The organism is Metabacillus arenae (assembly GCF_014773385.1).
Taxonomy (GTDB): domain Bacteria; phylum Bacillota; class Bacilli; order Bacillales; family Bacillaceae; genus Metabacillus_D; species Metabacillus_D arenae.
On the sequence record NZ_JACXAI010000038.1, the window covers coordinates 1 to 20,551 of the forward strand.

Sequence of the window (20,551 nt, forward strand, 5' to 3'; positions counted from 1 at the left end):
AAGAAAAGAATGACATATTCAGGATTGAAGAATGAGTTCAGTCTAATTTAGTAGGCTTTAGCTTAAGGTCTTTCAGATGACTTCAGTCTTAGTTAATGACTTTAGTCGTCGACATTTATGTCAAAATCCACCTGCTTTAGCAGGTGGTCGTTTAAGTAATCCTGATGTATTTCTGCTGCATTTTATCAACAATGAGATGGTTATTGAACGGTTATGGCAAGAAAATATACCAATATAACAGAAGGAATGGTGGATCAAATGAGCGAGCTAAACACATTATTTCGCAAACGAATCGGTATCCCGGAAAATGAAAATGTCACTTTTGAAACATTGGGTTATGTTCTTGAAAAAACAGCAAAAACCATACCTTTTGAAAATTTATGCATTATTGAAAATAATGTAAGTGAGATCACCAAAGATTCTTTGTTCAACAAGATTCTTATAAGAAATGAAGGTGGTCTTTGCTATGAGTTAAATTCGATTTTCTATTTCTTCTTAATTGAAAATGGCTTTAGAGCAGCTTTAGCACGAGGGGTTGTTTACAATCATGCATCTCAGGAATTTCTTTCACTTGGAAGAACTCATGTAACCATCCTTTTAACTCATGAGGATCAAACATATATAGTTGATACTGGATTTGGAGGGAATTTGCCATTAAAACCTGTTCCGTTAACCGGAGAGGTCGTAACTTCCCCTAATGGTGAGTTTCGCGTTAAAAAAGCAGCTAGTGAGCATGGTGACTATATACTTGAAATGAAGCTGGCACATAAGGATACAGCTTGGAAAACAGGTTATGCCTATGATTCAAAGAAACCAATATCTGATGTATCAGAATTTAATGAAATTCAAACGATCATCGCCGAGCACGAACAATCTCCATTCAACAAAAATCCGTTAATCACACGGATTACATATTCTGGAAATTTAACGCTGACAAATACTACATTTACCAAATGGGCTGATGGTAATGTTACAAAGGAGAAAATTGATAACAAGAGATTCAAAGAGCTGGCAAAACAGCATTTTAGGATTTGAAGTAGGGAAGACAAAATAGCATCGGATTAGTTCTGTTTCCATAAAAATTTCGGAGGGAAGCGATGTTAACAAATAAACAGTTAATTTCAGAACAGAGAGATTATCAAATTTTATTGAATGCTCCTGCAAATTCTTTATCAGCAAAAGGAGATTTACAAAATATTTGCTGTGAATTTTCTTTTTCTGAATTTCAAATGAAATGGTCAGAAACCGATTTTGAACATGTAAAATAGTTCACAAAGTTGTTGAATTTTAAACGGTTTCAATTAACAGAATTATTGTATAATTTAGGTGTAAATCACTATGGTACTACACATAAGAAAGGAGCAATCGCAGGTGCGAAAGTCTCTTAAGAATAATAAATCATTTGAAGAGCTAGTACAAGAGAATATTCTTGAAGTACTTAACGATAAACAAGCATTAGAAAAAATTGAAAAACGCATAGAAAAACGTGTGTCAAATTCATCATTTAAAAAAAGCAGCTGATTTTGCTGTTTTTTTTTGTGCGAAAGATTGCTGCTTTTTAGGCGTTAAAAGTAATAAAGGCTGCTTATTAAATTATAAGCCATTAAGAACACCTGCTTTCTAATATTTATGCCCCTTTTCGTAAAGAATAAATCCTAACATTGAATTTATTCTTCAGGAGGTCGCTATTTTGAACGAACAACATGTAAATTTAACATCTGCAGAAATTGGGTGTCTTTGGACAGCGTATATGAATGATAGTATGTCGAAATGTATTTTAGGATATATGTTAAAACATATTAATGATACTGAAATTAAGCCTGCTGTTCAATTTGCCTATGATCTCTCTTCAAGGCATTTGAACCACTTACTCACTACCTTTGAAAAAGAAAAATACGCTGTCCCTAATGGTTTTACGGAGCAGGATGTGAATATGAACGCCCCATGGCTCTTTTCTGATTTATTTTGTTTAACATATATAAATCAAATGGCCAAAGTAGGGCTGCTCACTTATGGCGGTTTTCTTGCAATGAGCGCTAGAGGGGACATTCGAGCTTATTTTACAAAAGGGTTGACAGAAGTCTCCACTCTCTATAACCAAACAACTGAAATTGCGATGGAAAAAGGAGTACACCCCAGACACCCTTATATTGAAGTTCCAAAAGAAACAGATTATGTTAACAGCAAGAAATATTTAAGCGGGTTAAATCCATTTAGCAGCAAACGGCCATTAAACTCCATTGAAATTGCTCACTTATATATGAATGTGATGACTAACTCGCTTGGGACGACATTGTGCCTTAGTTTTGCTCAAACTTCTCCTACCAAAGAAGTTCAAGATTATATGATTCGCGGAAGAGACATCTCAAACAAACATATTAAGGTTTTTTCGGAAATCTTGCTTGAGAATGATATTCCTACACCTCGATTACCAGATGTCAGTGTCAGTAACTCAACCACAAAAACATTTTCAGATAAATTAATGATGTTTCATATGTCGTTATTAACTGCTGCAGGTATGGGGAACTATGCAACCGCTGCTGCGGGCAGCCAACGAAGCGACTTAGTTGTCAACTATGAACGATTGTCATTAGAAATTGGCCAATTCGCAAAAAGTGGTGCTGATATTATGATTAAACACCATTGGCTTGAAGAACCTCCAGGAACAAAGGATCGAAAACAATTGGCTAGAAATAAGGACAAGGGCTGATCTGCTAAAATTTCATAATAAAAAGGTCTTTTCTTAAACTGCTACTATATAATAGACCATAAATTAAGACGATCAGTGAATTGCTTACTTTTGCTTCCGAAGTGATAGACTTTGTTGCAGAAGAAATAAGGTGAGCGAACAGAGTAACTAATAACCTTGCAATAGTGGTACATCAATTACAGCAAGAGGCAGAGTGTTTGTTTCAAATGCATCTGGTGTAGAGAATGAGAGACCTTCCGCCAGAAGGTCTTTTCCCAAATTAGAAACTAAAGATTTTTCAAAAACACATAGCTAACCTTGTTATATTGCATTTTTTCTTCGTAAAAGCGATGCGCATCCATTCTCTTCAATCCAGAAGACAGGGAAATGATGCTGTACCCCTTTTCTTTGGACCAATTTTGTACATAGGAAAGAAGTTCTTCTCCGTAACCTTTTGAACGGGAGTCTGACTCTGTCACTAAATCACAAACCCAGATGAACCTCTCATTGTACAAAGTAACCATTGGCATAAAACCAATTACGGCGACTATTCGGTCGTTATTATATAAAGCAACTAATTGATAATCCTCCTTTAATGTTGCTTCCTGCACCAATTCTAGAAAGCTCTTTTCATCTAAGTGAGTTCTCAATTGCTTCATTACAGGAAATGCTTCTTGCCACTCACGCTCGTTTGTTAGTTCCACTATTTTAAACCACTAGCAGCTGCGATTTTGTTATGCAGTTAGAAAGGAACTAAGTATAATAGTAATGAACGGTAGTATGAAGGCAGGAGGATTTGAATGAAGCCTAAAATTAATGATGTAGCAAAAGCAGCAGGTGTCTCACCAACAACAGTATCCAGGGTATTAAACAACCGCGGCTATATAAGCAAAGAAACTAGAGAGAATGTTTACAGGGCAATGAAAGAAGTTAATTATTATCCGAACGAATTAGCCCGTTCACTATATAACAAACGGACAAATTTAATAGGACTAGTCGTCCCAACGACAAGCAATCCCTTTTTCGGTGAACTAACCTTTCATATTGAAAATATTTGTACTTCACTAGGCTACAAAGTGTTGCTTTGCAACAGTTTGAACCGAATAGATAAAGAAGAAAAATACTCGGAAATGCTCCTGAGAAATCAAGTAGATGGTGTTATTGTTGGCACACATAACAGAGGTATTCTGCATTACCATAAGCAAAATTTGCCCGTTGTAGCAATTGATCATTACTTATCAGAAACGATCCCGGTAGTTGGCTCTGACAACTACTCCGGTGGAAAAATGGCTACAGAACTGTTAATTGAAAAAGGATGCCAGTATATAGTACATCTTGGCGGTCCAAGGGAACTGGAAACACCTGCAAACTTTAGAAGGAAAGCATACGAGGATATTATGAAGAAGTACGGCAGACTGCCAATAACATATGAAATTCCAAACACATTTGATCCGCAAATCCAACAAAAAGTAATCGAAAAGCTCTTTTGCGAACACCCTCAACTAGATGGTGTATTTGCGAGTGATGATTTGATTGCAGCTTCTGTCCTCGCTGAAGCAAATAAGCGCGGAAAAGCTATTCCAAATGATTTAAAAGTAATCGGTTATGATGGTACAGAAACAGGTCAAACTTTGTTGCCCCAATTGACTACGATCCAACAGCCGATTGACTTAATTGCTAAAACAGCAATTGACATATTGTTAAAAAAAGTAGCAGAAGAATTTGAGGAATTACCACACGAAACCCGTCTTGCAGTAAAGCTATTAGAAAGAAAAACGACTTGAACATCGCATTTTAAGCGATGTTTTTTAAAATCAGGAAATCATGTTACATTTTCTTTCCTCACTCCAGAATTCTAAGCATTCAAATAACAGGAGATTAAACGAAAAGTATTAGGTGAGTTCACAGTTTTGTCACAATAAGCAAATATTTTAGTAACGGTGCAAATACTCAGATAACGGTACAAAAATTTCAGTAACCGGACAATTATCTCTTTATCCGTTCAATTATTCCCCCACCAATGTGCAGATATCTTATCAAAAAAGGCTTCGCCGACGCGAAGCCTTCCCTTATCAGTTCAGAAAGGTAAAGTTAATTAAAGTATTAACATGATAAAGAGTGTTACCGTTGTCAAGCTCCTCCGCTTAGCCCGCCTGAAGTCACAAGCCAAGCCTCGCAAAAGGGAAAAGATAGTCTTTTCGTGAGGCTCGCCTTAAGCTGTTCAAGGCGCTTTCACTATTCCTCACCTTTTAGACTCTCGCTTCCGGGATGGTGGAAGTTTTACTTTATATATATCATCCGGTTGACACATGAAAGCGGTTGACATATAATATCTATGAAAGTGTTTTCAAAGAGTCTTATAAAGGAGCAGTGAAATGACAAACTCAAAAGGTTTATATATGAAATTAAGTGCTTATTTTTTCTTCTTCTTTTTCACATGGTCATCAAGTTATTCTTTATTTTCGATTTGGCTGGGGCAAGAGATTAATTTGAACGGTGCACAGACAGGTATTATCTTTTCTGTAAACGCTATCGCCGCTTTATGTATACAGCCGATATACGGATATATCTCTGACAAAATAGGGTTAAAGAAAAATATTTTATTCATGATTAGTATTTTACTTATATTTGTAGGTCCATTTTATATCTATGTATATGGGCCGCTGCTAAAATACAATGTCATTTTAGGCGCTGTTGTTGGCGGGTTCTATTTAGGGATTGCCTTTTTGGCAGGTATAGGCGCAATTGAATCGTACATTGAAAAGGTCAGTCGGAAGTATAACTTTGAATACGGCAAATCAAGAATGTGGGGTTCCCTCGGATGGGCAGCGGCTACATTCTTCGCAGGACAATTGTTCAACATTAATCCAAATATTAACTTTTGGGTTGCCTCTTGTTCAGCAATTATATTAGTCTTGATCATTATTTCTATCAAAATTGAAATGACAGATCAAGAGATTGAGAGAGCAGACTCTGTTAGCCTTAAAGATATAGGAAAGCTTTTTAAACTTAGGAAATTCTGGTATTTCATGATGTATATTATCGGGGTCACTTGTGTCTACAGTGTTTACGATCAACAATTCCCGTTTTATTATTCTTCCTTATTTCCATCTAGAGAAATGGGAAATCAAGTTTTTGGATACCTCAACTCGTTCCAAGTATTTTTGGAAGCTGGTATGATGTTCCTTGCTCCATTTATTGTTAATAAGATTGGTGCAAAGAAAAGCTTAGTTTTAGCTGGATATTTAATGGCTTTTCGGATTGTTGGGTCGGGGCTTGTTATGGGTCCGATTGGAATTTCCTCGATGAAGCTCATCCATGCACTGGAATTGCCTATCATGTTAATCGCAATTTTTAAATATTTAGCAGCAAATTTTGATTCCCGTTTGTCTTCTGTGTTATACCTAGTTGGATTCCAGTTTGCATCTCAAATTGGTGCATCGATTATGTCGCCATTAGCAGGTATGCTTTATGATGGGATCGGTTTCCGCCAAACATATATAATAATGGGGATACTAGTCCTTTGCTTTACGATCCTGTCAATATTTACGTTAATCAATTCCAAAAAAGAAAATTATTTAACTCACAATGTGAATGTTTCAAAGAAAGCTATTTAGGAGGATGTAATCATGTTAACCACTACTAGAATACAAAATGCTGAAGAAAAGCTGAGTAAGGCAAGTCAAGAAATAAACAATCGCTATAGATTAGGCTACCATATTATGGCCCCAGCTAACTGGATAAATGATCCTAATGGATTAATTCAATTTAATGGTGAGTATCACGTGTTTTATCAGCACCATCCCTATGACGAGAATTGGGGTCCGATGCACTGGGGGCATGTAAAAAGTAAAGATCTCGTTCATTGGGAGCACTGCCGGGTCGCATTAGCTCCTGGTGATGCATGCGATAAAGATGGATGTTTTTCGGGAAGTGGAGTTGATCATGACGGGAAATTAACATTAATTTATACAGGGCATCATTACATCGATAAAGAGAAGGATCTCTTTTATCAGAACCAAAATATTGCTGTAAGTCAAGATGGCGTGACATTTGAAAAGGTCGGAGAAAATCCTGTCATTGCTGAACCACCGGCTGATAGCTCCCATCATTTCCGCGATCCAAAGGTTTGGAAGCATGATGATACATGGTATATGATTTTAGGAAATTCTACGAAAGATGATGTTGGAAGAGTCATATTGTACCGCTCCTCTGATTTACGGAATTGGGAATATATCGGCGTATTAGCACAAAGTGACGGCACCCTTGGTTATATGTGGGAATGTCCAGATTTCTTTGAACTAGATGGTAAGTATGTGTTACTGATTTCTCCTCAAGGTATCGAAGAAAAAGGAGATTTATATAAAAATCTATTTCAAACAGGTTATTTAGTTGGAGAGTATGATTACAACACAAACAAGTTCGAGCATGGTTCGTTTACTGAGTTAGATAATGGACACGACTTTTATGCCGTTCAAACATTTTTAGATGATAAAGGCCGCAGAATTGCTATTGGCTGGATGGATATGTGGGAGTCAGACATGCCGACAAAAGCTGATGGTTGGTGTGGAGCGTTAACACTGCCTCGTGTCGTGACAATGGGTTCTAATAATAAACTATTAATGAATCCGGTTGAAGAATTGGCTTTATTACGAGAAACAGAGCATGAAGTAAGTACGAATCAAATCATTTCCGGAAGCTATTTAGCCGAAATAAAAGAAGAACTCCTTGAAATAAAAGCGACTTTTGATTTGAAAAATACAAGTGCTCAATCTGTTGGCATAAAAATTCGGGGGATAGAACAAGAAGAGGCAGTATTAACTTATCAATTAGATCATCAAAAGCTAACACTAGATTGCTCCAAGCTTGGTAAAGAGAAAGACGGTGTGAGAAATACCATTCTTGAAGAAAGCGATCAGTTATCCGTGCATGTATTTATCGACCGTTCCTCTATTGAAGTTTTCGTTAACAATGGACAAGCGACAATGACAAGCCGTATATATCCTCGAGAGGAAAGGCTAGGTATTGAGCTATTTACTGAAAATGGTGATGTAAAAATAGAAGAATTCACTTATTGGAAGTTGAAGGATGTTTGGAAGTGATATGAAAAGAAACAAGTGACTACCTCTGTCACTTGTTTCTTTTTTTGTCAGTTAAGAAAATTTAAGTTAATTAAAGTATTAACGTGATAAAGATTGGTATCTATGTCCAGCTCCGAGCGCCATCGGCTCGAGGTCACAAGTCAATCCGTCAAGAAGGTTAAAGATCAACCTTCTTGACGGCTCGCCTTGTGCTTGTCGCCGATAGACGGGCGCTCTGCGCTTTTCGTTGATTAAATGTTTGAACATGAATCAAAACTGCCTCTTATTGTAAATGCTTCGGTATACTAGTTGAATTTTTATTTATCGTCTCAGTAAAAATATTATTTTGAGAAGAGCTGCTTGAAATTGGCAATACACCAGTTTGAAGCAATTGAATAAGGTTTTGAATATCTTCCTTTGTGGCAGGCTGCTTTTCTTCTTTTAGTGTATATCCTAATTGTCCGCTTGGCTCAAGTGTAGCGACTTGAACATCATTTATCGATGCAATCCCCGATTGCCTTAAACGTGCTTCTAATTTATCTACGGGAAGACGGAGTTTTTTTAAGTTTTTTTCATTTAAAACCCCGTTTTCAATTACTGGCAAAGCTTTACCTGAAATGAACGTTTCAAGCCAATCAAACTTAAATTGGATAAATTCAGTAACCATTAAGCTTAGGACTAATAGAGCTGCGACCCCAAAAGTCGGCCAAAGTCCATTTCCGGTGACTGGCTGAATAAGCAATGTCCCGATCCCGATCATAATAACTGTTTGCGGAATTGTCATCTGAGAGATGGACCTTCTTCCACTAATCCTTAATAGGAGACTACCAATTATAAAGATAATAACTGGCTGCCAAATCAGATTTATATTCATTTTAACTCTCCTTCGCACATGTAATGAAGGCTGTTACTATACCAAGCATTAATTCCAGTGTTACTATCTTTTGTATTAGGATAAATTGATATACCTTAAACATTAATAGAGCAGGAATTTCCTCAATAAAGAAGAACATTTAAGGTTATAACCAAAAATGTGGTGTTATCATTTTTCGAAAATAAAATAAGAGTATCTTTTACACAGAAAAAATCTTCCATCAACTACAAGGGCCATAGCGAAAGAATATTAAAAGGAATTTAATGGGGGCAAAAAGATGGAGAAATCATTTCTTGCAGGTTCATTTCTGTTGGTAGTCGGAGTATTGTTTTCAGTGATGCTAAATGATTGGACCCTTATTTACAAAATTTCTGGATCTGCAGGATTGACCGCTTTACTTATTAGCGGGCTATTAATAGGAGCCTTTATAAATGGAGATCCATTTAGAGCCAATGAGCACTCTGAAGACCAAGAAGACCGTAGGAGGCGCACAAATTATGCTTTTCTTTATGCGGCATTTAGTGTTCCTAACCTTGTTGGATCTGTTGTTTTTTATTTATTTAGTTAAAAAAGAAGAAGCTGCTGGAGCTTCTTCTTTAGTGTAATATGCTGAAATTAGATTTTAATGTCGATTTTTGCACCTTTTTTAAGCTCTTCTACTTGTTTGGTGAGCTTCTCTTGCTTCTTTTGCTGCTCAAGTTGTTGTTTGATTTGAGGTTTTATTTCTTCAAGCTTAGGAGGCTTTTGACCACTGCTTTCTCCTTGCTTAGAAACTTGATCATAATAAGTCTGAATCTCTTCATCTGTTACTTCATCTACAGGAATTTCTTTTTCAACATACTGTGTATATTTAATATTGTCAGCAATTTGAGTTTCTAGTTTATTCATGTCTAAACCAGCTTTTTTCATAGCATCTTTAAATTCTTTATCACTTTTGAAATTTTTCTTCGTTTCGTCTAGTTGTTTTTTTACTTCGTCTTCTGACGCTTTATAGCCCTTTTTATCTGCCTCTTGAAGCAGGAGCGTTTGTCCCACTAAACTATCGATTGTTTGCTCCTTAACTTGCTTTGCTGCTTCTTTAGAAGTTGGATCTTGTCCCATTTGCTGGAACTGCATTTGTGAAGAAGACAACAAGGCATTATAATCGCTGCCGAGGATTTCCTTATCGTTAACGACAGCAACTGTCTTATTATCTTCAACTTTTTGTGCTTCTAACTTTTTCTGCATTTCTTTCATTTGCTCTTCTTGCTTCTGCTGCTCATTTTGCGTTGTTTCTGTTTTAGCCTCTTTATTTGAATTTTTACTCTCTTCATTTGATCCACATGCTGTTAACACAACAGCCAATAGTCCAGTAATAAGGATGTACATGGTTTTCTTCATAATCTAACTCCTTCCGTGATCTAGAAGTATAATTTTCTTATTGAAAAAAATCATCTAGTCCGCATTATAAAGGATATTAACTAAAAAAGAAACCTTGTGAGCGCACCCATTACAATTTGTAACAGTATTGAAATGCTTTGTAATGATTGTATATACTGCTAGAGATAAAATGGGATGAAAAAACAAGTGGGACAGCTTAGGGCTTAAAATAAATTGTTAAATACACCAAATTGCGGAATTATGTTGTAATCACCAGTTTTGCTTGCTGAGTAATGGAGAAAAGTCTATTTAGGCCCTATTTAGAAAATAACATTATATAGTAGAATGAAAGTATTAAAAATTACCAATTTATGATTGGGCGAGCGGGGGTATTATGAGTTTATTAATGAAAGCATTGGTAATAGGAGTTTTAATGGCAGCTCTTATTTCATTTTGTTTTAACCTTGGTAATGAGTTTACTTTTGTATTATTTGGTTGTCCTATAATCGTTATTATTTCGTCGATAATAGGTTTCCTGGTAACAAAAAAGTGGTACATCGTGCCTGGGATAACGCTTATCCTTTTTACAATTCTATCCTTTACAACCTTCAATGAATCTTTCTTTTTCTGGGTCATCGTTTATACATTAATTGCTGTACTTGTATGTTTCATCATGTTGTTTGTAAAAAAGGGAGCAGTTAAATGATAATCCCTAAGACAAGCTTCTTCGAAACCTAGTCTTTTTTCGGGAGAAGTATAAGCCGAAACCGTTGAATATAAGTTGGTTCCCCGGCATTTTATTTTCTATTTACTGTATTGGGAATTTAGGGAATTTTTATAACTAGTACCTTCATATTTTGTACAGTTCTTAAGAGGGGAAAATTGAATAAAAAACGCCAGGTTCCTTATTTAGGGCCTGGCACCAGTGTCTACTTGATTAATCCCTGATTTTTCAAAACTTTCTTCTGCTCTTGAGCCTTTTTACTAACATAGGTGTTCTTCCAAATAGCATAAAGGTTCACCACTAATGCAACGAAGGAGGAAAGAAGAACAACAAATGCGTTAATGCTGTCTTGTGTGAACCAGTCAAATTGAACACCAATCGTCCCTAAAAACAATAGCAATGAGGTTAAAAATCCACCTATTAAAGTAAAAACATCCTTTTTCATTCTCATCACTCCTTGTACTATATATTAATGAAAAAAGCCAGCCGATTATGAGAGGCTAATTGATTAATTTAGTAACTGATTTTAGGAACTATTGAACTAGCACAGTATATGAAAGGTTTAATATTTTTGGAGGCGGTAACACCTTGGAGAACATAGAAGTAGTTATTGAAAAGTATAATGAAAATTGGGTGAAGAGGTACCATGATGAGAAACAGATCATACTAAAGGCAGTGGGAGCTTTTCTGGTTGGTATCCAGCATATTGGGAGTACGTCGATTAAAGGGCTGGGTGCAAAGCCAATTATAGATATTATGGCAGGCGTTCATGATTTGGCTAATTACAAATCCTTGGTAGAGCCATTAAATTCGATAGACTATGAATATGTATCAAAAGAAAATTTTCCGGATCGGAAATTTTTCCGTAAGGGTCCTTGGGGAAAAGGAACAGTGCACTTACATGTTTGTGAGCATAAAAGCTTAGAATGGGAAGAAAAAATTCTATTCCGCGATTATTTACGGAATCATCCAAACAAAAGAGATGAGTATTTCAACTTGAAAAATGCATTAGCCCAAAAGTACAAGCTAAATCGTTCAGCCTACACCGAAGCGAAAACCGAGTTTATACGAAATATTATCAGCTTAGCGAAAAAAATCATTTGAAAAAGCGGTGATAATTTTGAAAAAGTATTTCATATTTATAACTTGTTTCGGACTAATAATGATAGTTTTTCAAATTTTATCTGGTTGGATTCTTACAGTTACTTATACTCCTGTTATGTCTGCGATAGACAATAATCTCAATCAAGAAGTTACATTTGGTGAAAGATCCATATTTTCAACTCTGGTCCCATTTATAGCTGCTACAATCGCCTACTGCCTTTCGCAAAAGTGGGGAAGTCGTGCATAGAACCGAACTCGTTCATAGAATCGAGAAAGTCGTGCATAGAAATCCAGAACTCGAGCATAGAACCATAAAAGTCATGCATAGAATGCCCAAACTAGTGCATAGAAGGAGAAGTCTCTCATAGAGAGGTAGAAAACTCGGACCTAAATCGCCTCACCACATGCATTAATATTGATATAGTTAAGCGGAGATTATATATCAATTTAAAGGTTCATTCAAAATGGTAACATTTTCATATTTACATATAGTGCGTTGTATCGATTGACAAAATATCAGCATTTTAGTATTATACTACTTACGTTTAATTTAACTTAAAATTTAAACTTATCCTGAGTGACTGAGGGACTAGGCCCTATGACGTCCGGCAACCCCCTGTTTGGGAAGGTGCCAATTCCTGCAGAATGACTTTCATTCTGAAAGATAAGCCGAGATAAAGATATTGTTTCGATGCTTCTTTCAGATGAAAGAGGCATTTTTTTATGCAGTTAAGGATATTTTTTTCAAGTTATACTGCGTTTGTTGATGAAAGGAGGTCATTTTATGATAGAAATTCGAAATCTTTCTAAGATTTATAAAACAAAGAATGGTCATGTAAAAGGTGTAGATAATGTTTCGCTTACTATACAAGAAGGTGAAATCTACGGGATTGTCGGCTATTCCGGTGCGGGTAAAAGTTCGTTGCTTCGCTGCATCAATTTATTGGAGCGGCCGACTTCTGGCGGAATAACTGTAGGCGGCATCGATCTTACTTCTTTAAAGGATGGAGACTTACGCTTGGCTCGGTTAAAAATTGGCATGATCTTTCAGCATTTTTATTTAATCAGCCAGAAAACGGTGTTTGAGAATATTGCCTTTTCTTTGAAGGCTGCCAAAACACCACCCGGCAAAATTAAAAATCGGGTTGAAGATCTGCTTGAAATGGTTGGCCTTGCTGATAAACGGGATGTCTATCCTTCGCAGCTGAGCGGCGGTCAAAAGCAGCGTGTCGGCATTGCACGGGCCCTTGCCAACAATCCAAATGTCCTATTATGTGATGAAGCGACTTCAGCTCTGGATCCGACTACAACAAAGTCGATTTTGAATCTGTTAAAGAAAATCAACAAAGAGCTCAATATTACGATCATTTTGATTACCCATGAGATGAACGTAGTAAAGGAAATTTGCGACCGGATGGCCATTATGCAAGAAGGCCGAGTGATTGAAGAAGGCCGGGTATATGACATTTTTGCGACCCCGCAGGAAGAACTGACAAAAGAATTCATTGAAAGCGTAGTTTCTTTTGAAATGCCTGAGGTTATTTTAAATAAATGCAAAGGTACGATTGTGAAAGTGTTGTTCAGGGGTGAGGTAGCTGGGGAGGGTGTCATTTCCGATACACTTCAGCAATTTAACGTGAAAGGCAATTTCCTGCATGGCTCGATTGAATATATACAAGAATCGCCTCTCGGTATTTTTGTTATGGAGCTAAAGGGAGAAAACGAAGAAATCGAAAAAGCGCTCCAGTTTATAAAAAATCGATCTGCACAAGTGGAGGTGTTACGTGATGGAGTTTGATATTAATCATCTCCTTGAAACTATTCCTGACATAAATCAGGCGTTTCTTCAAACGATCTATATGATTGCCATTTCTTTGGCGGTAGCTGTCCTGATTGGTCTGCCTCTCGGTATCCTTTTATTTGTCACCGACAAAGGATTATTCTGGGAAAATCGCTTGGTCAAAATAATATTGGGCTTTGTGGTCAATATGGTGAGATCTGTACCGTTTCTTATCTTATTAGTGGCTTTAATTCCATTAACAAATTATCTAGTAAATACAACGATTGGGCCAACTGCGGCGAGTGTGTCCCTCTCGGTTGCGGCCATTCCGTTTTTTGCCCGCATTGTGGAAACAGCTTTCCGTGAAATTGATAAAGGTGTGATTGAGGCAGCGATTGCGGCTGGTGCTACTCCGTGGATGATCATTAAGGATGTGCTCCTGCTTGAGGCCAAATCTGGGATTATCTCAGGTGTCACGTTAACCCTCATCAGTTTAATTGGATTTTCAGCAATGGCTGGTGTTGTTGGCGGGGGTGGAATTGGTGATTTGGCCATTCGCTTTGGATATTATCGTTATGATGACACGATCATGATTGCGACAGTTGTCATTTTAATCATTTTAGTTCAGGTAATCCAGATTTTTGGTGATACTATTGCCAAAGCTGTTGATAAAAGGTAAGGCTCTTTCTTGAAAAATAAAAGATAGTTAAATAAAGGCAATTGGTGGTACCCGAGCAACACTAAATACTTTACGAGAAAAGTCAAAATTATAGATACAGAAAGTAGGAGAACTTTATGAAAAAATGGTTTTTAGGTATTATTTTACTAATAGCTGCATCAGTACTGGCTGCATGCGGAGGCAATGAGAGCGAAACGAGCTCAGATACAAAAGATATTAAAATCGGCGCAACAGCCGGTCCTTACAGCGATATGGTAACTAAAGCGATTAAACCTGGATTAGAAGAAAAAGGATACAAAGTGGAAGTAGTCGAATTCAGCGATTATATTCAACCGAACAAAGCGCTGAATAATGGAGATATTCAAGCAAACCTTTTTCAGCATACGATTTACCTAGAAAATTTTGCAAAAGAAAATAATATGGATTTGACAGCTTTATTATCTGTACCGACTGCACCGATGGGTATTTATTCAAACACATATCAATCATTGGATGAAGTAAAAGACGGCGCTACGATCACAATCCCGAATGATCCTACAAATGCAGCAAGGGCCTTTCAAACTCTTGAAGATGAAGGCTTGATTACTGTAGATGAAGGTGCAGACCCGATTACGGTTTCTGAAAAGGATATTATTGAAAATAAGAAAAACCTGAAATTCCAGCCAATTGAAGCTGGTCAGCTTCCTCGTTCTGTGGAAAGTGCAGATTTGGCTGCAGTACCTGGGAACTTCGCATTGGCTGCCAAAATGGACTTGCTTAGTGCACTGTCTCTTGAAAATATGCTTGATGAATACCGCAATGTTGTTGCTGTAAAAACAGAAAATAAAGATGCTCAATTTGCTAAAGACATCAAAGCAGTATTAGAGACAGAGGATTTTGAAAAAACCATTGACAAAGAATTTAAAGGATTTGGAAAACCTGAATGGATGGAAAGCAAGTAAGAGTGAAGAATATAGAGACCATTTCTGTACATGGAGCACCAAGTGAATATATTTGTCAAGAGGGGATATTAAATGAGCTCGAGGCAAAGCTGGTGGAACGCGGTTTTCAAAAGGTACTTATTGTTCATGGCCATAAATCATGGTTAGCAGCTAAATCATTTTTACCGAGTTTTACATCACTTGAGTGTGAGGAACACACTTATAGAGGGGAATGCTCGCTCTCCCAGATTGAGACCCTCGCGGAGCTTGTCGTCAATGGTTCGTTTGACGGGATCATTGGTATTGGCGGGGGAAAAGTACTCGATCTCGTGAAGGCGGCTTGCCATTTGACGAAAAAGCCATCAGTACTGATCCCGACTCTCGCCTCCAATTGTGCTCCATGGACTCCTATCAGTGTTATTTATGATGAATTAGGAGGATTTATTCGATATGACGTTTATCCGGTGAGTGCAAGCCTAGTGTTAATTGAACCTAAAATATTGTTGGATGCACCGATAAATATGCTAATTGCCGGAATTGGCGATACACTTGCCAAATGGTATGAAGCAGATGTTCAAATGGCAGGAATCGAAAATAAATCTGTGCCTTTGCAAGTTTCCCATTATACGGCGAGAATGTGCAAGGATGTCCTGCTTCAGCATTCAGAAAGAGCGATAAACGCAGCGAGAGCAGGCGTATTGAACGAGGACTTTATGAAAGTAAGTGAGGCGATTATCATGCTTGGCGGCATGGTCGGCGGATTTGGTGATCATTATGGCAGGATTGCAGCAGCTCACTCGATTCATAATGGGTTGACTGTTCTAAAGGAAACACACCAAGCATTACATGGTGAAAAAGTCGCATATGGCATTCTAGTGCAGCTTATGTTGGAGGGAAAGCAGGGGGAAGTCGAACAACTCCTGCCGTTTTATCACGAGCTCGGTTTACCTGTGTCACTTCGCCATTTAGGTATAAAGGTTATTAATGACGAAGTGATAGCATTCATCGCAGAAAAATCGGCAATACCCGAAGAGTCAATACATGTCATGCCGATAGGGGATGTCACAGCCGTAAGAGTCAGTGAGGCCATTGCCAAGTTGGAGAAGATGAATGCTTCCAATTTTATTAATTAAAACTAAGGAAAAGCTTATCGAAGGACAGATGTCTTTCGATAGGCTTTTTTGAAAGATAAGAAAGTATAAGTTTTTGTACCAAGTTTTCGTGTCTAGCTCCAGCGCCTAGCCCCTCGAGGTCATAAGCCACAAATGAATTGAAGGTAAAGAACACCTTCATTTCATTTGCGTCTTATGCTTGCCCTAGGCTGAACAAGGCGCTTGCGCTTTTCTTATTTAAGGAGAAGGTTTAATTGAAAGTATGAAAATAGGTTGTCATCCTGAAGGAGATATCTTTGCTTTTTATAGAATAAATTTTGATCATTAAAAATTCCTTACATTGTTTCAATCTTTTTGGACAAACTGTCAATGATACTTACAGATGACCAGGAGGAATTCATATGCCTAACAATGATCAATCCACCAATTCTACAGGGAATTCTTCTATACAGAAGACAATGGAGGACATTTGGAGAACATCCTGCGGCACATGGCAAAACTGCAATGAATCCAATGTTCTATCTTTTTTATCTCAGTGCCAAGAGCATAATATTGACCCGCAATTTTGTATGAGCTGGGTTGAACAGCATAGTGATAAGATTCCTAATTGGGAAGATGTTTCAAATTCAACTCTGAATTGGATGGATGAACATACTTCAACCGGTTCACCTATTACTGAGTAGTTAAAGATTATTTAGAAAGGGTGGGGAGTAACTGTCCATCAGTTGGAAGTGCTACTGATGGACAGTTCTCCAATTTTAATTCAAGCTTTTACCGGTTCTTTTAATGGTGCAGGATCCATACTTTGATCATTTGCTGTCAGATCGATTCCATAGTCTTTGGCAAAGACCATGTGGGTTTCTTCGAGAACGCCCTCTTTATTTTCATTTAAATTGAATACTCTAGCGCCGCGCAGCCTATTCTTTTCAGCACCTGAAAGACCATAAGTACCAAAGCCAGCGCTGCCTCCATAGCCAAGTAGAACTCCGTAATAATTGCCCGAGTAAGTATTAATATGGTCATGACCGCAAAAGACACCTTTAACATCGTTTCTCTCCAATATGGCTGAAAACATGCCGCTGTTTATAGGACCTGGGCATTCGTCTTCATTTCGTTCTCCGACAATATTATGTTTTTTCACTGCCGCTTCATGGTTAGCTGCTGTTCTCCCATCAACACTTCCGTACCACATAAAACGATGCTCCCAAAGAGGGATATGAATGAACATGAGAGAAGGTATTTTGCGATTAAATCTTTTTTCTAAACTTGTAGAAGTTTCATAATACCATTTAACCTGGTTCATGCGGAGCCAATCCCAGGTAGGATAGCCTTCAAAATCCTGACCAGCAATAGTTTTTGGTGCATATCTTCCGCTGTCAAGCAGCCATAGGTTGAACGCTGCTTTTTTACCCTTGGAATCATTTATGAGCAGGTTCATGTTTCCTGTTCCTGTAATCCCTTTTTCTCCAGGTTGGTTCATATTGTATTTATAAGACATATAGATCTTCAGCATATCTTTCTCATCAAGACCGCTGTTCGGAGTAGAATCTTCATCGTGATTTCCGTAGGTAATTGCCCATTTAATTCCTCTTTTCTCCATCGGCTGGGCAACGTTGTTAATGGCTTGTTTCATCTCAAGAGCCGAGTCGCATCCACTGGTAATATTGTCGCCATTTAGTACAACAAAATTCGGTTTTTCTGTATCAAGCACTTTCTCCATAAGCTGAATGGTTCGGCGGTCAATGCGCTCATCATCCTGTGTATCATTAAACTGTACGACCTTGAACTTTCCATTTGGATTAAATTTCAGCTTAGCTTCGTCATACTTTTTTGCCTCTGCTGTTTTGGTTAAAAAATCAGCAGGTAATCCTGTTGTTCCAAGTGTCAACGCAAGAGTACTCAATCCGCTTATTTTTATAAAGTCCTTTCTGTCCATCATTCTGCCTGAATTTTGATCACTCATAAAAATGCCTCCTAATCTTTACGTGATTTTTATAAAGTAAAGCACTTGATAAGTAACGAAAACACAAATCTGAAACAACAAAAAGAGGTATTGCTTGTCCAAATCAGAATTTTGTCGCCCGTATCCCTATCATTTTCCTTACTCAATCGTAGGATAGAAATGTTGATAGATTATAAATATTGAGTGAAAAAAAAGTAAAAAAACCAAAAATAGAATGAAAAACGATTGATATTTCCTCTTAAAACCAAAGGGTTTATTTAAAAAAACTACAGCAATATGAGGTTTATCTCCCTTTTTTCTGAATGGCTTTTGATATATTTACAAAATATTAATATTTTATAGGATGTTTTTTTATGTTTTTTTCCTATTATTAAATGAATAAATCAAAACAAAACAAAAAGAGAGAAATGATTGGGGGGGAAGAGATGGATAAGGCTTCGACTATCGAAAGACAGAAAGTCATCATTAGAGAGCTTGAAATCAAACATAAAGTTGGTGTTGTCGAATTGGCATCCAAATTAAACGTCACTCCTGAAACGATCCGAAAAGATTTGAGTGTACTTGAAAAAGAGAAAAGGCTGCGAAGAATTCATGGAGGGGCTATTCAACACTCTCAAATTTTAAAGGAACCACACTTCAATAAAAAACTTGGTATTTTTGATTATCAAAAGCAAGTAATCGGTGAGGCGGCTGCTACGTTCATAATGGATGGCGATGTCCTTGCTCTTGATGTAGGCACAACAGCTTTTCATATCGCAAGATCCATAAAAAATGTTAAAAATGTCACAATCGTCACCAATTCTTTAGCTGCAGCTGACATATTAAATATCCGATTAGAAAACCATTTGTTTGATGGGCGGATAATTGTAATTGGAGGAAACTCCAATCCGCTTCAGCGTTCATTCAGCGGTTCATTAACGAACCAGATGTTAGAAGAGTTTTATTTTGATAAGGCGTTTATTTCTTGCGGAGGAATAAGCAAAGAAGGAATATGTGATTTTGATGCTGATGAAGCAAAGGCATCTTCTATTATGATTGAGAGGTCAAATCAAGTTTTTGTAGTGGCTGATGCTTCTAAAATTCATCAAAAGGCATTTTATCGAATAGGTTCTTTTTTTTCGATTGATTATCTCATTTCAAATACTGAAGCGCCTGATGAGTGGTCTAAAGAAATAAAGTTAGCAAAAGTAGAATGGATAAAGGCAGGTGGTCGGGGTGAAGGTTGATTATCATGTTCACCTTGAGGAAGGACCTTATTCTTTCAAGTGGTTGGAGAGAACCAGTCAGACCATTCATACATTCTCCTATCCAGCTGAAAGCAGGCATACGATTAAATGGATGAAGGATACACTATCCAAATTAAATGATAGAGTGCACAAGGGAGCTTATGATTCGAGCTGGCTTGATTTATATTTAGAGAGTGCTAAAAGGAAAGGGATAAGGGAAGTAGGCATAGTCGATCATTTATATCGATTTACAGATAGCAGGAAATATTTTGAAACATACATGGTGCTGGATGAAAGCCCGATTGGACAATTACAAAATCAATGGTTAGGGCAAGTAATGACGGAAAGGATGGATCATTTTTTCGAAGCTGTTTCTGCGGCTAAAGAGAAATGGGAAAAGCAAGGAATCCTCTTAAGAGTTGGGATAGAAGCTGACTATTTTGAAAATAGTGAGAACGAATTAAAGGAATTACTCTCCTGTCATGATTGGGATTATATCAATGGTTCCGTTCACTTTTTACATGGATGGGGATTTGATAATCCGCAAATGAAAGATCGTTTTGAAAAATATGATCTAAACGAGTTGTATCAACATTTTTTTAGAATCGTCGAAAAGGGAATTAGAAGCGGACTCTTTGACTTTATGTCCCATTTAGATAATTTAAAAGTCTTTGGATACCGCCCACATGAAGAATCATTAATTCCGTCTTATAAAAGAATCGTAAAAGCATTGAAGGAGATGGATGTGGCAACAGAGGTAAATGCAGGCTTATATTACCGCTTTCCGGTCAAAGAAATGTGTCCAAGTAAAACATTTCTTAATTTGTTACTTGAAGAAAATGTTCCAGTTACCCTTTCTTCAGACGCCCACTTTCCTGATGATTTAGGTGCTTATGCCAGTGAAAATGCAGCAATGTTAGTGGAGAAAGGCATAAGGGAGATTGCTACGTTCAAAAAGCGAGAGCGTATTATGAAGCCGCTTCGATTATTATCAGAAATCTCTACCTCTTAGTCGAAAAATATGGAAAAAAACACGATGA

At 37.3% G+C, this 20,551-nt stretch carries 22 protein-coding genes and 1 riboswitch; of the genes, 17 read left to right on the plus strand and 5 right to left on the minus strand.

The window, feature by feature from the left end:
* Positions 1 to 258: 258 nt before the first annotated feature.
* The 4 genes from IC621_RS21840 to IC621_RS21855 all read left to right on the plus strand — a co-directional run bounded on the left by IC621_RS21840 (position 259) and on the right by IC621_RS21855 (position 2,710).
* Positions 259 to 1,035 carry an arylamine N-acetyltransferase family protein gene (locus IC621_RS21840; protein ID WP_191161436.1) on the plus strand — a complete coding sequence of 259 codons (777 nt, stop codon included), beginning with the start codon at positions 259 to 261 and terminating at the stop codon, positions 1,033 to 1,035.
* A 62-nt stretch (positions 1,036 to 1,097) separates the two neighbouring features.
* Positions 1,098 to 1,268, plus strand: a complete 171-nt coding sequence (locus tag IC621_RS21845) for a hypothetical protein (RefSeq protein ID WP_191161437.1) — start codon at positions 1,098 to 1,100, stop codon at positions 1,266 to 1,268.
* Between the two features lie 70 nt (positions 1,269 to 1,338).
* Positions 1,339 to 1,521 carry an FbpB family small basic protein gene (locus IC621_RS21850; RefSeq protein ID WP_224752726.1) on the plus strand — a complete coding sequence of 61 codons (183 nt, stop codon included), beginning with the start codon at positions 1,339 to 1,341 and terminating at the stop codon, positions 1,519 to 1,521.
* A gap of 169 nt (positions 1,522 to 1,690) precedes the next feature.
* On the plus strand, positions 1,691 to 2,710 hold the full coding sequence (locus tag IC621_RS21855) for a DUF3231 family protein (RefSeq protein WP_191161438.1): 1,020 nt from the start codon (positions 1,691 to 1,693) through the stop codon (positions 2,708 to 2,710).
* A gap of 266 nt (positions 2,711 to 2,976) precedes the next feature.
* Here IC621_RS21855 and IC621_RS21860 read toward each other — a convergent pair whose 3' ends face one another.
* Entirely contained in the window at positions 2,977 to 3,348 is a 372-nt protein-coding gene (locus tag IC621_RS21860; RefSeq protein WP_191161514.1) for a GNAT family N-acetyltransferase, read from the minus strand.
* A 141-nt stretch (positions 3,349 to 3,489) separates the two neighbouring features.
* On the opposite strand from IC621_RS21860, the gene IC621_RS21865 reads away from it, so the two are divergent.
* The 3 genes from IC621_RS21865 to IC621_RS21875 all read left to right on the plus strand — a co-directional run bounded on the left by IC621_RS21865 (position 3,490) and on the right by IC621_RS21875 (position 7,791).
* The gene (locus tag IC621_RS21865; protein WP_191161439.1) at positions 3,490 to 4,473 is read left to right on the plus strand and encodes a LacI family DNA-binding transcriptional regulator; all 984 of its coding nucleotides are present in this window, start codon (positions 3,490 to 3,492) and stop codon (positions 4,471 to 4,473) included.
* Positions 4,474 to 5,064: 591 nt separating this feature from the next.
* Positions 5,065 to 6,306: an MFS transporter gene (locus IC621_RS21870; protein ID WP_191161440.1), complete on the plus strand. Its 1,242-nt coding sequence runs from the start codon at positions 5,065 to 5,067 to the stop codon at positions 6,304 to 6,306.
* Positions 6,307 to 6,318: 12 nt separating this feature from the next.
* A complete protein-coding gene (locus tag IC621_RS21875; protein ID WP_191161441.1) occupies positions 6,319 to 7,791 on the plus strand; it encodes a glycoside hydrolase family 32 protein in 1,473 nt (490 codons plus the stop codon).
* A gap of 262 nt (positions 7,792 to 8,053) precedes the next feature.
* Here IC621_RS21875 and IC621_RS21880 read toward each other — a convergent pair whose 3' ends face one another.
* Positions 8,054 to 8,644, minus strand: coding sequence for a DUF421 domain-containing protein (locus IC621_RS21880; RefSeq protein ID WP_191161443.1), 591 nt, complete (start codon positions 8,642 to 8,644; stop codon positions 8,054 to 8,056).
* A gap of 277 nt (positions 8,645 to 8,921) precedes the next feature.
* Here IC621_RS21880 and IC621_RS21885 point away from each other — a divergent pair, with 277 nt between their 5' ends.
* Positions 8,922 to 9,212 carry a DUF5316 domain-containing protein gene (locus IC621_RS21885; protein ID WP_191161445.1) on the plus strand — a complete coding sequence of 97 codons (291 nt, stop codon included), beginning with the start codon at positions 8,922 to 8,924 and terminating at the stop codon, positions 9,210 to 9,212.
* A gap of 47 nt (positions 9,213 to 9,259) precedes the next feature.
* Here IC621_RS21885 and IC621_RS21890 read toward each other — a convergent pair whose 3' ends face one another.
* On the minus strand, positions 9,260 to 10,024 hold the full coding sequence (locus tag IC621_RS21890; protein ID WP_191161447.1) for a SurA N-terminal domain-containing protein: 765 nt from the start codon (positions 10,022 to 10,024) through the stop codon (positions 9,260 to 9,262).
* Between the two features lie 373 nt (positions 10,025 to 10,397).
* On the opposite strand from IC621_RS21890, the gene IC621_RS21895 reads away from it, so the two are divergent.
* On the plus strand, positions 10,398 to 10,709 hold the full coding sequence (locus IC621_RS21895; RefSeq protein ID WP_224752727.1) for a DUF2651 family protein: 312 nt from the start codon (positions 10,398 to 10,400) through the stop codon (positions 10,707 to 10,709).
* Between the two features lie 223 nt (positions 10,710 to 10,932).
* Here IC621_RS21895 and IC621_RS21900 read toward each other — a convergent pair whose 3' ends face one another.
* A complete protein-coding gene (locus IC621_RS21900) occupies positions 10,933 to 11,172 on the minus strand; it encodes a phage holin (protein ID WP_224752728.1) in 240 nt (79 codons plus the stop codon).
* A 143-nt stretch (positions 11,173 to 11,315) separates the two neighbouring features.
* Between IC621_RS21900 and IC621_RS21905 the strand changes: the two genes are divergently transcribed.
* The 6 genes from IC621_RS21905 (at position 11,316) to IC621_RS21930 (ending at position 17,005) form a co-directional block, all read left to right on the plus strand.
* A complete protein-coding gene (locus tag IC621_RS21905; protein ID WP_191161451.1) occupies positions 11,316 to 11,831 on the plus strand; it encodes a GrpB family protein in 516 nt (171 codons plus the stop codon).
* 565 nt (positions 11,832 to 12,396) lie between these two features.
* Positions 12,397 to 12,502: riboswitch (SAM riboswitch) on the plus strand.
* Between the two features lie 113 nt (positions 12,503 to 12,615).
* Positions 12,616 to 13,629, plus strand: coding sequence for a methionine ABC transporter ATP-binding protein (locus IC621_RS21910; RefSeq protein ID WP_191161453.1), 1,014 nt, complete (start codon positions 12,616 to 12,618; stop codon positions 13,627 to 13,629).
* Complete coding sequence (locus tag IC621_RS21915; protein WP_191161518.1) at positions 13,619 to 14,290, plus strand: methionine ABC transporter permease; 672 nt, start codon at positions 13,619 to 13,621, stop codon at positions 14,288 to 14,290. Before IC621_RS21910 ends, IC621_RS21915 begins: the two co-directional genes overlap by 11 nt.
* A gap of 116 nt (positions 14,291 to 14,406) precedes the next feature.
* Entirely contained in the window at positions 14,407 to 15,231 is an 825-nt protein-coding gene (locus IC621_RS21920) for a MetQ/NlpA family ABC transporter substrate-binding protein (protein ID WP_191161455.1), read from the plus strand.
* On the plus strand, positions 15,213 to 16,343 hold the full coding sequence (locus IC621_RS21925) for an iron-containing alcohol dehydrogenase family protein (protein ID WP_224752729.1): 1,131 nt from the start codon (positions 15,213 to 15,215) through the stop codon (positions 16,341 to 16,343). The genes IC621_RS21920 and IC621_RS21925 overlap by 19 nt, the downstream gene beginning before the upstream one ends.
* 380 nt (positions 16,344 to 16,723) lie before the next feature.
* Positions 16,724 to 17,005, plus strand: a complete 282-nt coding sequence (locus IC621_RS21930) for a hypothetical protein (RefSeq protein WP_191161456.1) — start codon at positions 16,724 to 16,726, stop codon at positions 17,003 to 17,005.
* 80 nt (positions 17,006 to 17,085) lie between these two features.
* Here the strand turns inward: IC621_RS21930 and IC621_RS21935 are convergent, their stop codons facing one another.
* Positions 17,086 to 18,285, minus strand: a complete 1,200-nt coding sequence (locus tag IC621_RS21935) for a metallophosphoesterase family protein (RefSeq protein ID WP_191161457.1) — start codon at positions 18,283 to 18,285, stop codon at positions 17,086 to 17,088.
* Positions 18,286 to 18,710: 425 nt separating this feature from the next.
* On the opposite strand from IC621_RS21935, the gene IC621_RS21940 reads away from it, so the two are divergent.
* Together IC621_RS21940 and IC621_RS21945 are read left to right on the plus strand one after the other, a co-directional pair.
* On the plus strand, positions 18,711 to 19,511 hold the full coding sequence (locus tag IC621_RS21940) for a DeoR/GlpR family DNA-binding transcription regulator (RefSeq protein WP_191161458.1): 801 nt from the start codon (positions 18,711 to 18,713) through the stop codon (positions 19,509 to 19,511).
* Positions 19,501 to 20,523, plus strand: a complete 1,023-nt coding sequence (locus tag IC621_RS21945; protein WP_191161459.1) for a histidinol phosphate phosphatase domain-containing protein — start codon at positions 19,501 to 19,503, stop codon at positions 20,521 to 20,523. Before IC621_RS21940 ends, IC621_RS21945 begins: the two co-directional genes overlap by 11 nt.
* Positions 20,524 to 20,551 lie beyond the last annotated feature (28 nt).

Excerpts from the sequence above, each read along its gene's own strand:
- IC621_RS21880 (WP_191161443.1), bottom strand. The coding sequence starts at position 8,644 with ATGAATATAAATCTGATTTGGCAGCCAGTTATTATCTTTATAATTGGT.
- IC621_RS21940 (WP_191161458.1), top strand. The coding sequence starts at position 18,711 with ATGGATAAGGCTTCGACTATCGAAAGACAGAAAGTCATCATTAGAGAG.
- IC621_RS21920 (WP_191161455.1), top strand. The coding sequence starts at position 14,407 with ATGAAAAAATGGTTTTTAGGTATTATTTTACTAATAGCTGCATCAGTA.
- IC621_RS21885 (WP_191161445.1), top strand. The coding sequence starts at position 8,922 with ATGGAGAAATCATTTCTTGCAGGTTCATTTCTGTTGGTAGTCGGAGTA.
- IC621_RS21850 (WP_224752726.1), top strand. The coding sequence starts at position 1,339 with ATGGTACTACACATAAGAAAGGAGCAATCGCAGGTGCGAAAGTCTCTT.
- IC621_RS21910 (WP_191161453.1), top strand. The coding sequence starts at position 12,616 with ATGATAGAAATTCGAAATCTTTCTAAGATTTATAAAACAAAGAATGGT.
- IC621_RS21860 (WP_191161514.1), bottom strand. The coding sequence starts at position 3,348 with ATGAAGCAATTGAGAACTCACTTAGATGAAAAGAGCTTTCTAGAATTG.
- IC621_RS21870 (WP_191161440.1), top strand. The coding sequence starts at position 5,065 with ATGACAAACTCAAAAGGTTTATATATGAAATTAAGTGCTTATTTTTTC.
- IC621_RS21875 (WP_191161441.1), top strand. The coding sequence starts at position 6,319 with ATGTTAACCACTACTAGAATACAAAATGCTGAAGAAAAGCTGAGTAAG.
- IC621_RS21915 (WP_191161518.1), top strand. The coding sequence starts at position 13,619 with ATGGAGTTTGATATTAATCATCTCCTTGAAACTATTCCTGACATAAAT.
- IC621_RS21840 (WP_191161436.1), top strand. The coding sequence starts at position 259 with ATGAGCGAGCTAAACACATTATTTCGCAAACGAATCGGTATCCCGGAA.
- IC621_RS21845 (WP_191161437.1), top strand. The coding sequence starts at position 1,098 with ATGTTAACAAATAAACAGTTAATTTCAGAACAGAGAGATTATCAAATT.
- IC621_RS21890 (WP_191161447.1), bottom strand. The coding sequence starts at position 10,024 with ATGAAGAAAACCATGTACATCCTTATTACTGGACTATTGGCTGTTGTG.
- IC621_RS21930 (WP_191161456.1), top strand. The coding sequence starts at position 16,724 with ATGCCTAACAATGATCAATCCACCAATTCTACAGGGAATTCTTCTATA.
- IC621_RS21900 (WP_224752728.1), bottom strand. The coding sequence starts at position 11,172 with ATGAAAAAGGATGTTTTTACTTTAATAGGTGGATTTTTAACCTCATTG.
- IC621_RS21865 (WP_191161439.1), top strand. The coding sequence starts at position 3,490 with ATGAAGCCTAAAATTAATGATGTAGCAAAAGCAGCAGGTGTCTCACCA.
- IC621_RS21925 (WP_224752729.1), top strand. The coding sequence starts at position 15,213 with ATGGATGGAAAGCAAGTAAGAGTGAAGAATATAGAGACCATTTCTGTA.
- IC621_RS21895 (WP_224752727.1), top strand. The coding sequence starts at position 10,398 with ATGAGTTTATTAATGAAAGCATTGGTAATAGGAGTTTTAATGGCAGCT.
- IC621_RS21935 (WP_191161457.1), bottom strand. The coding sequence starts at position 18,285 with ATGAGTGATCAAAATTCAGGCAGAATGATGGACAGAAAGGACTTTATA.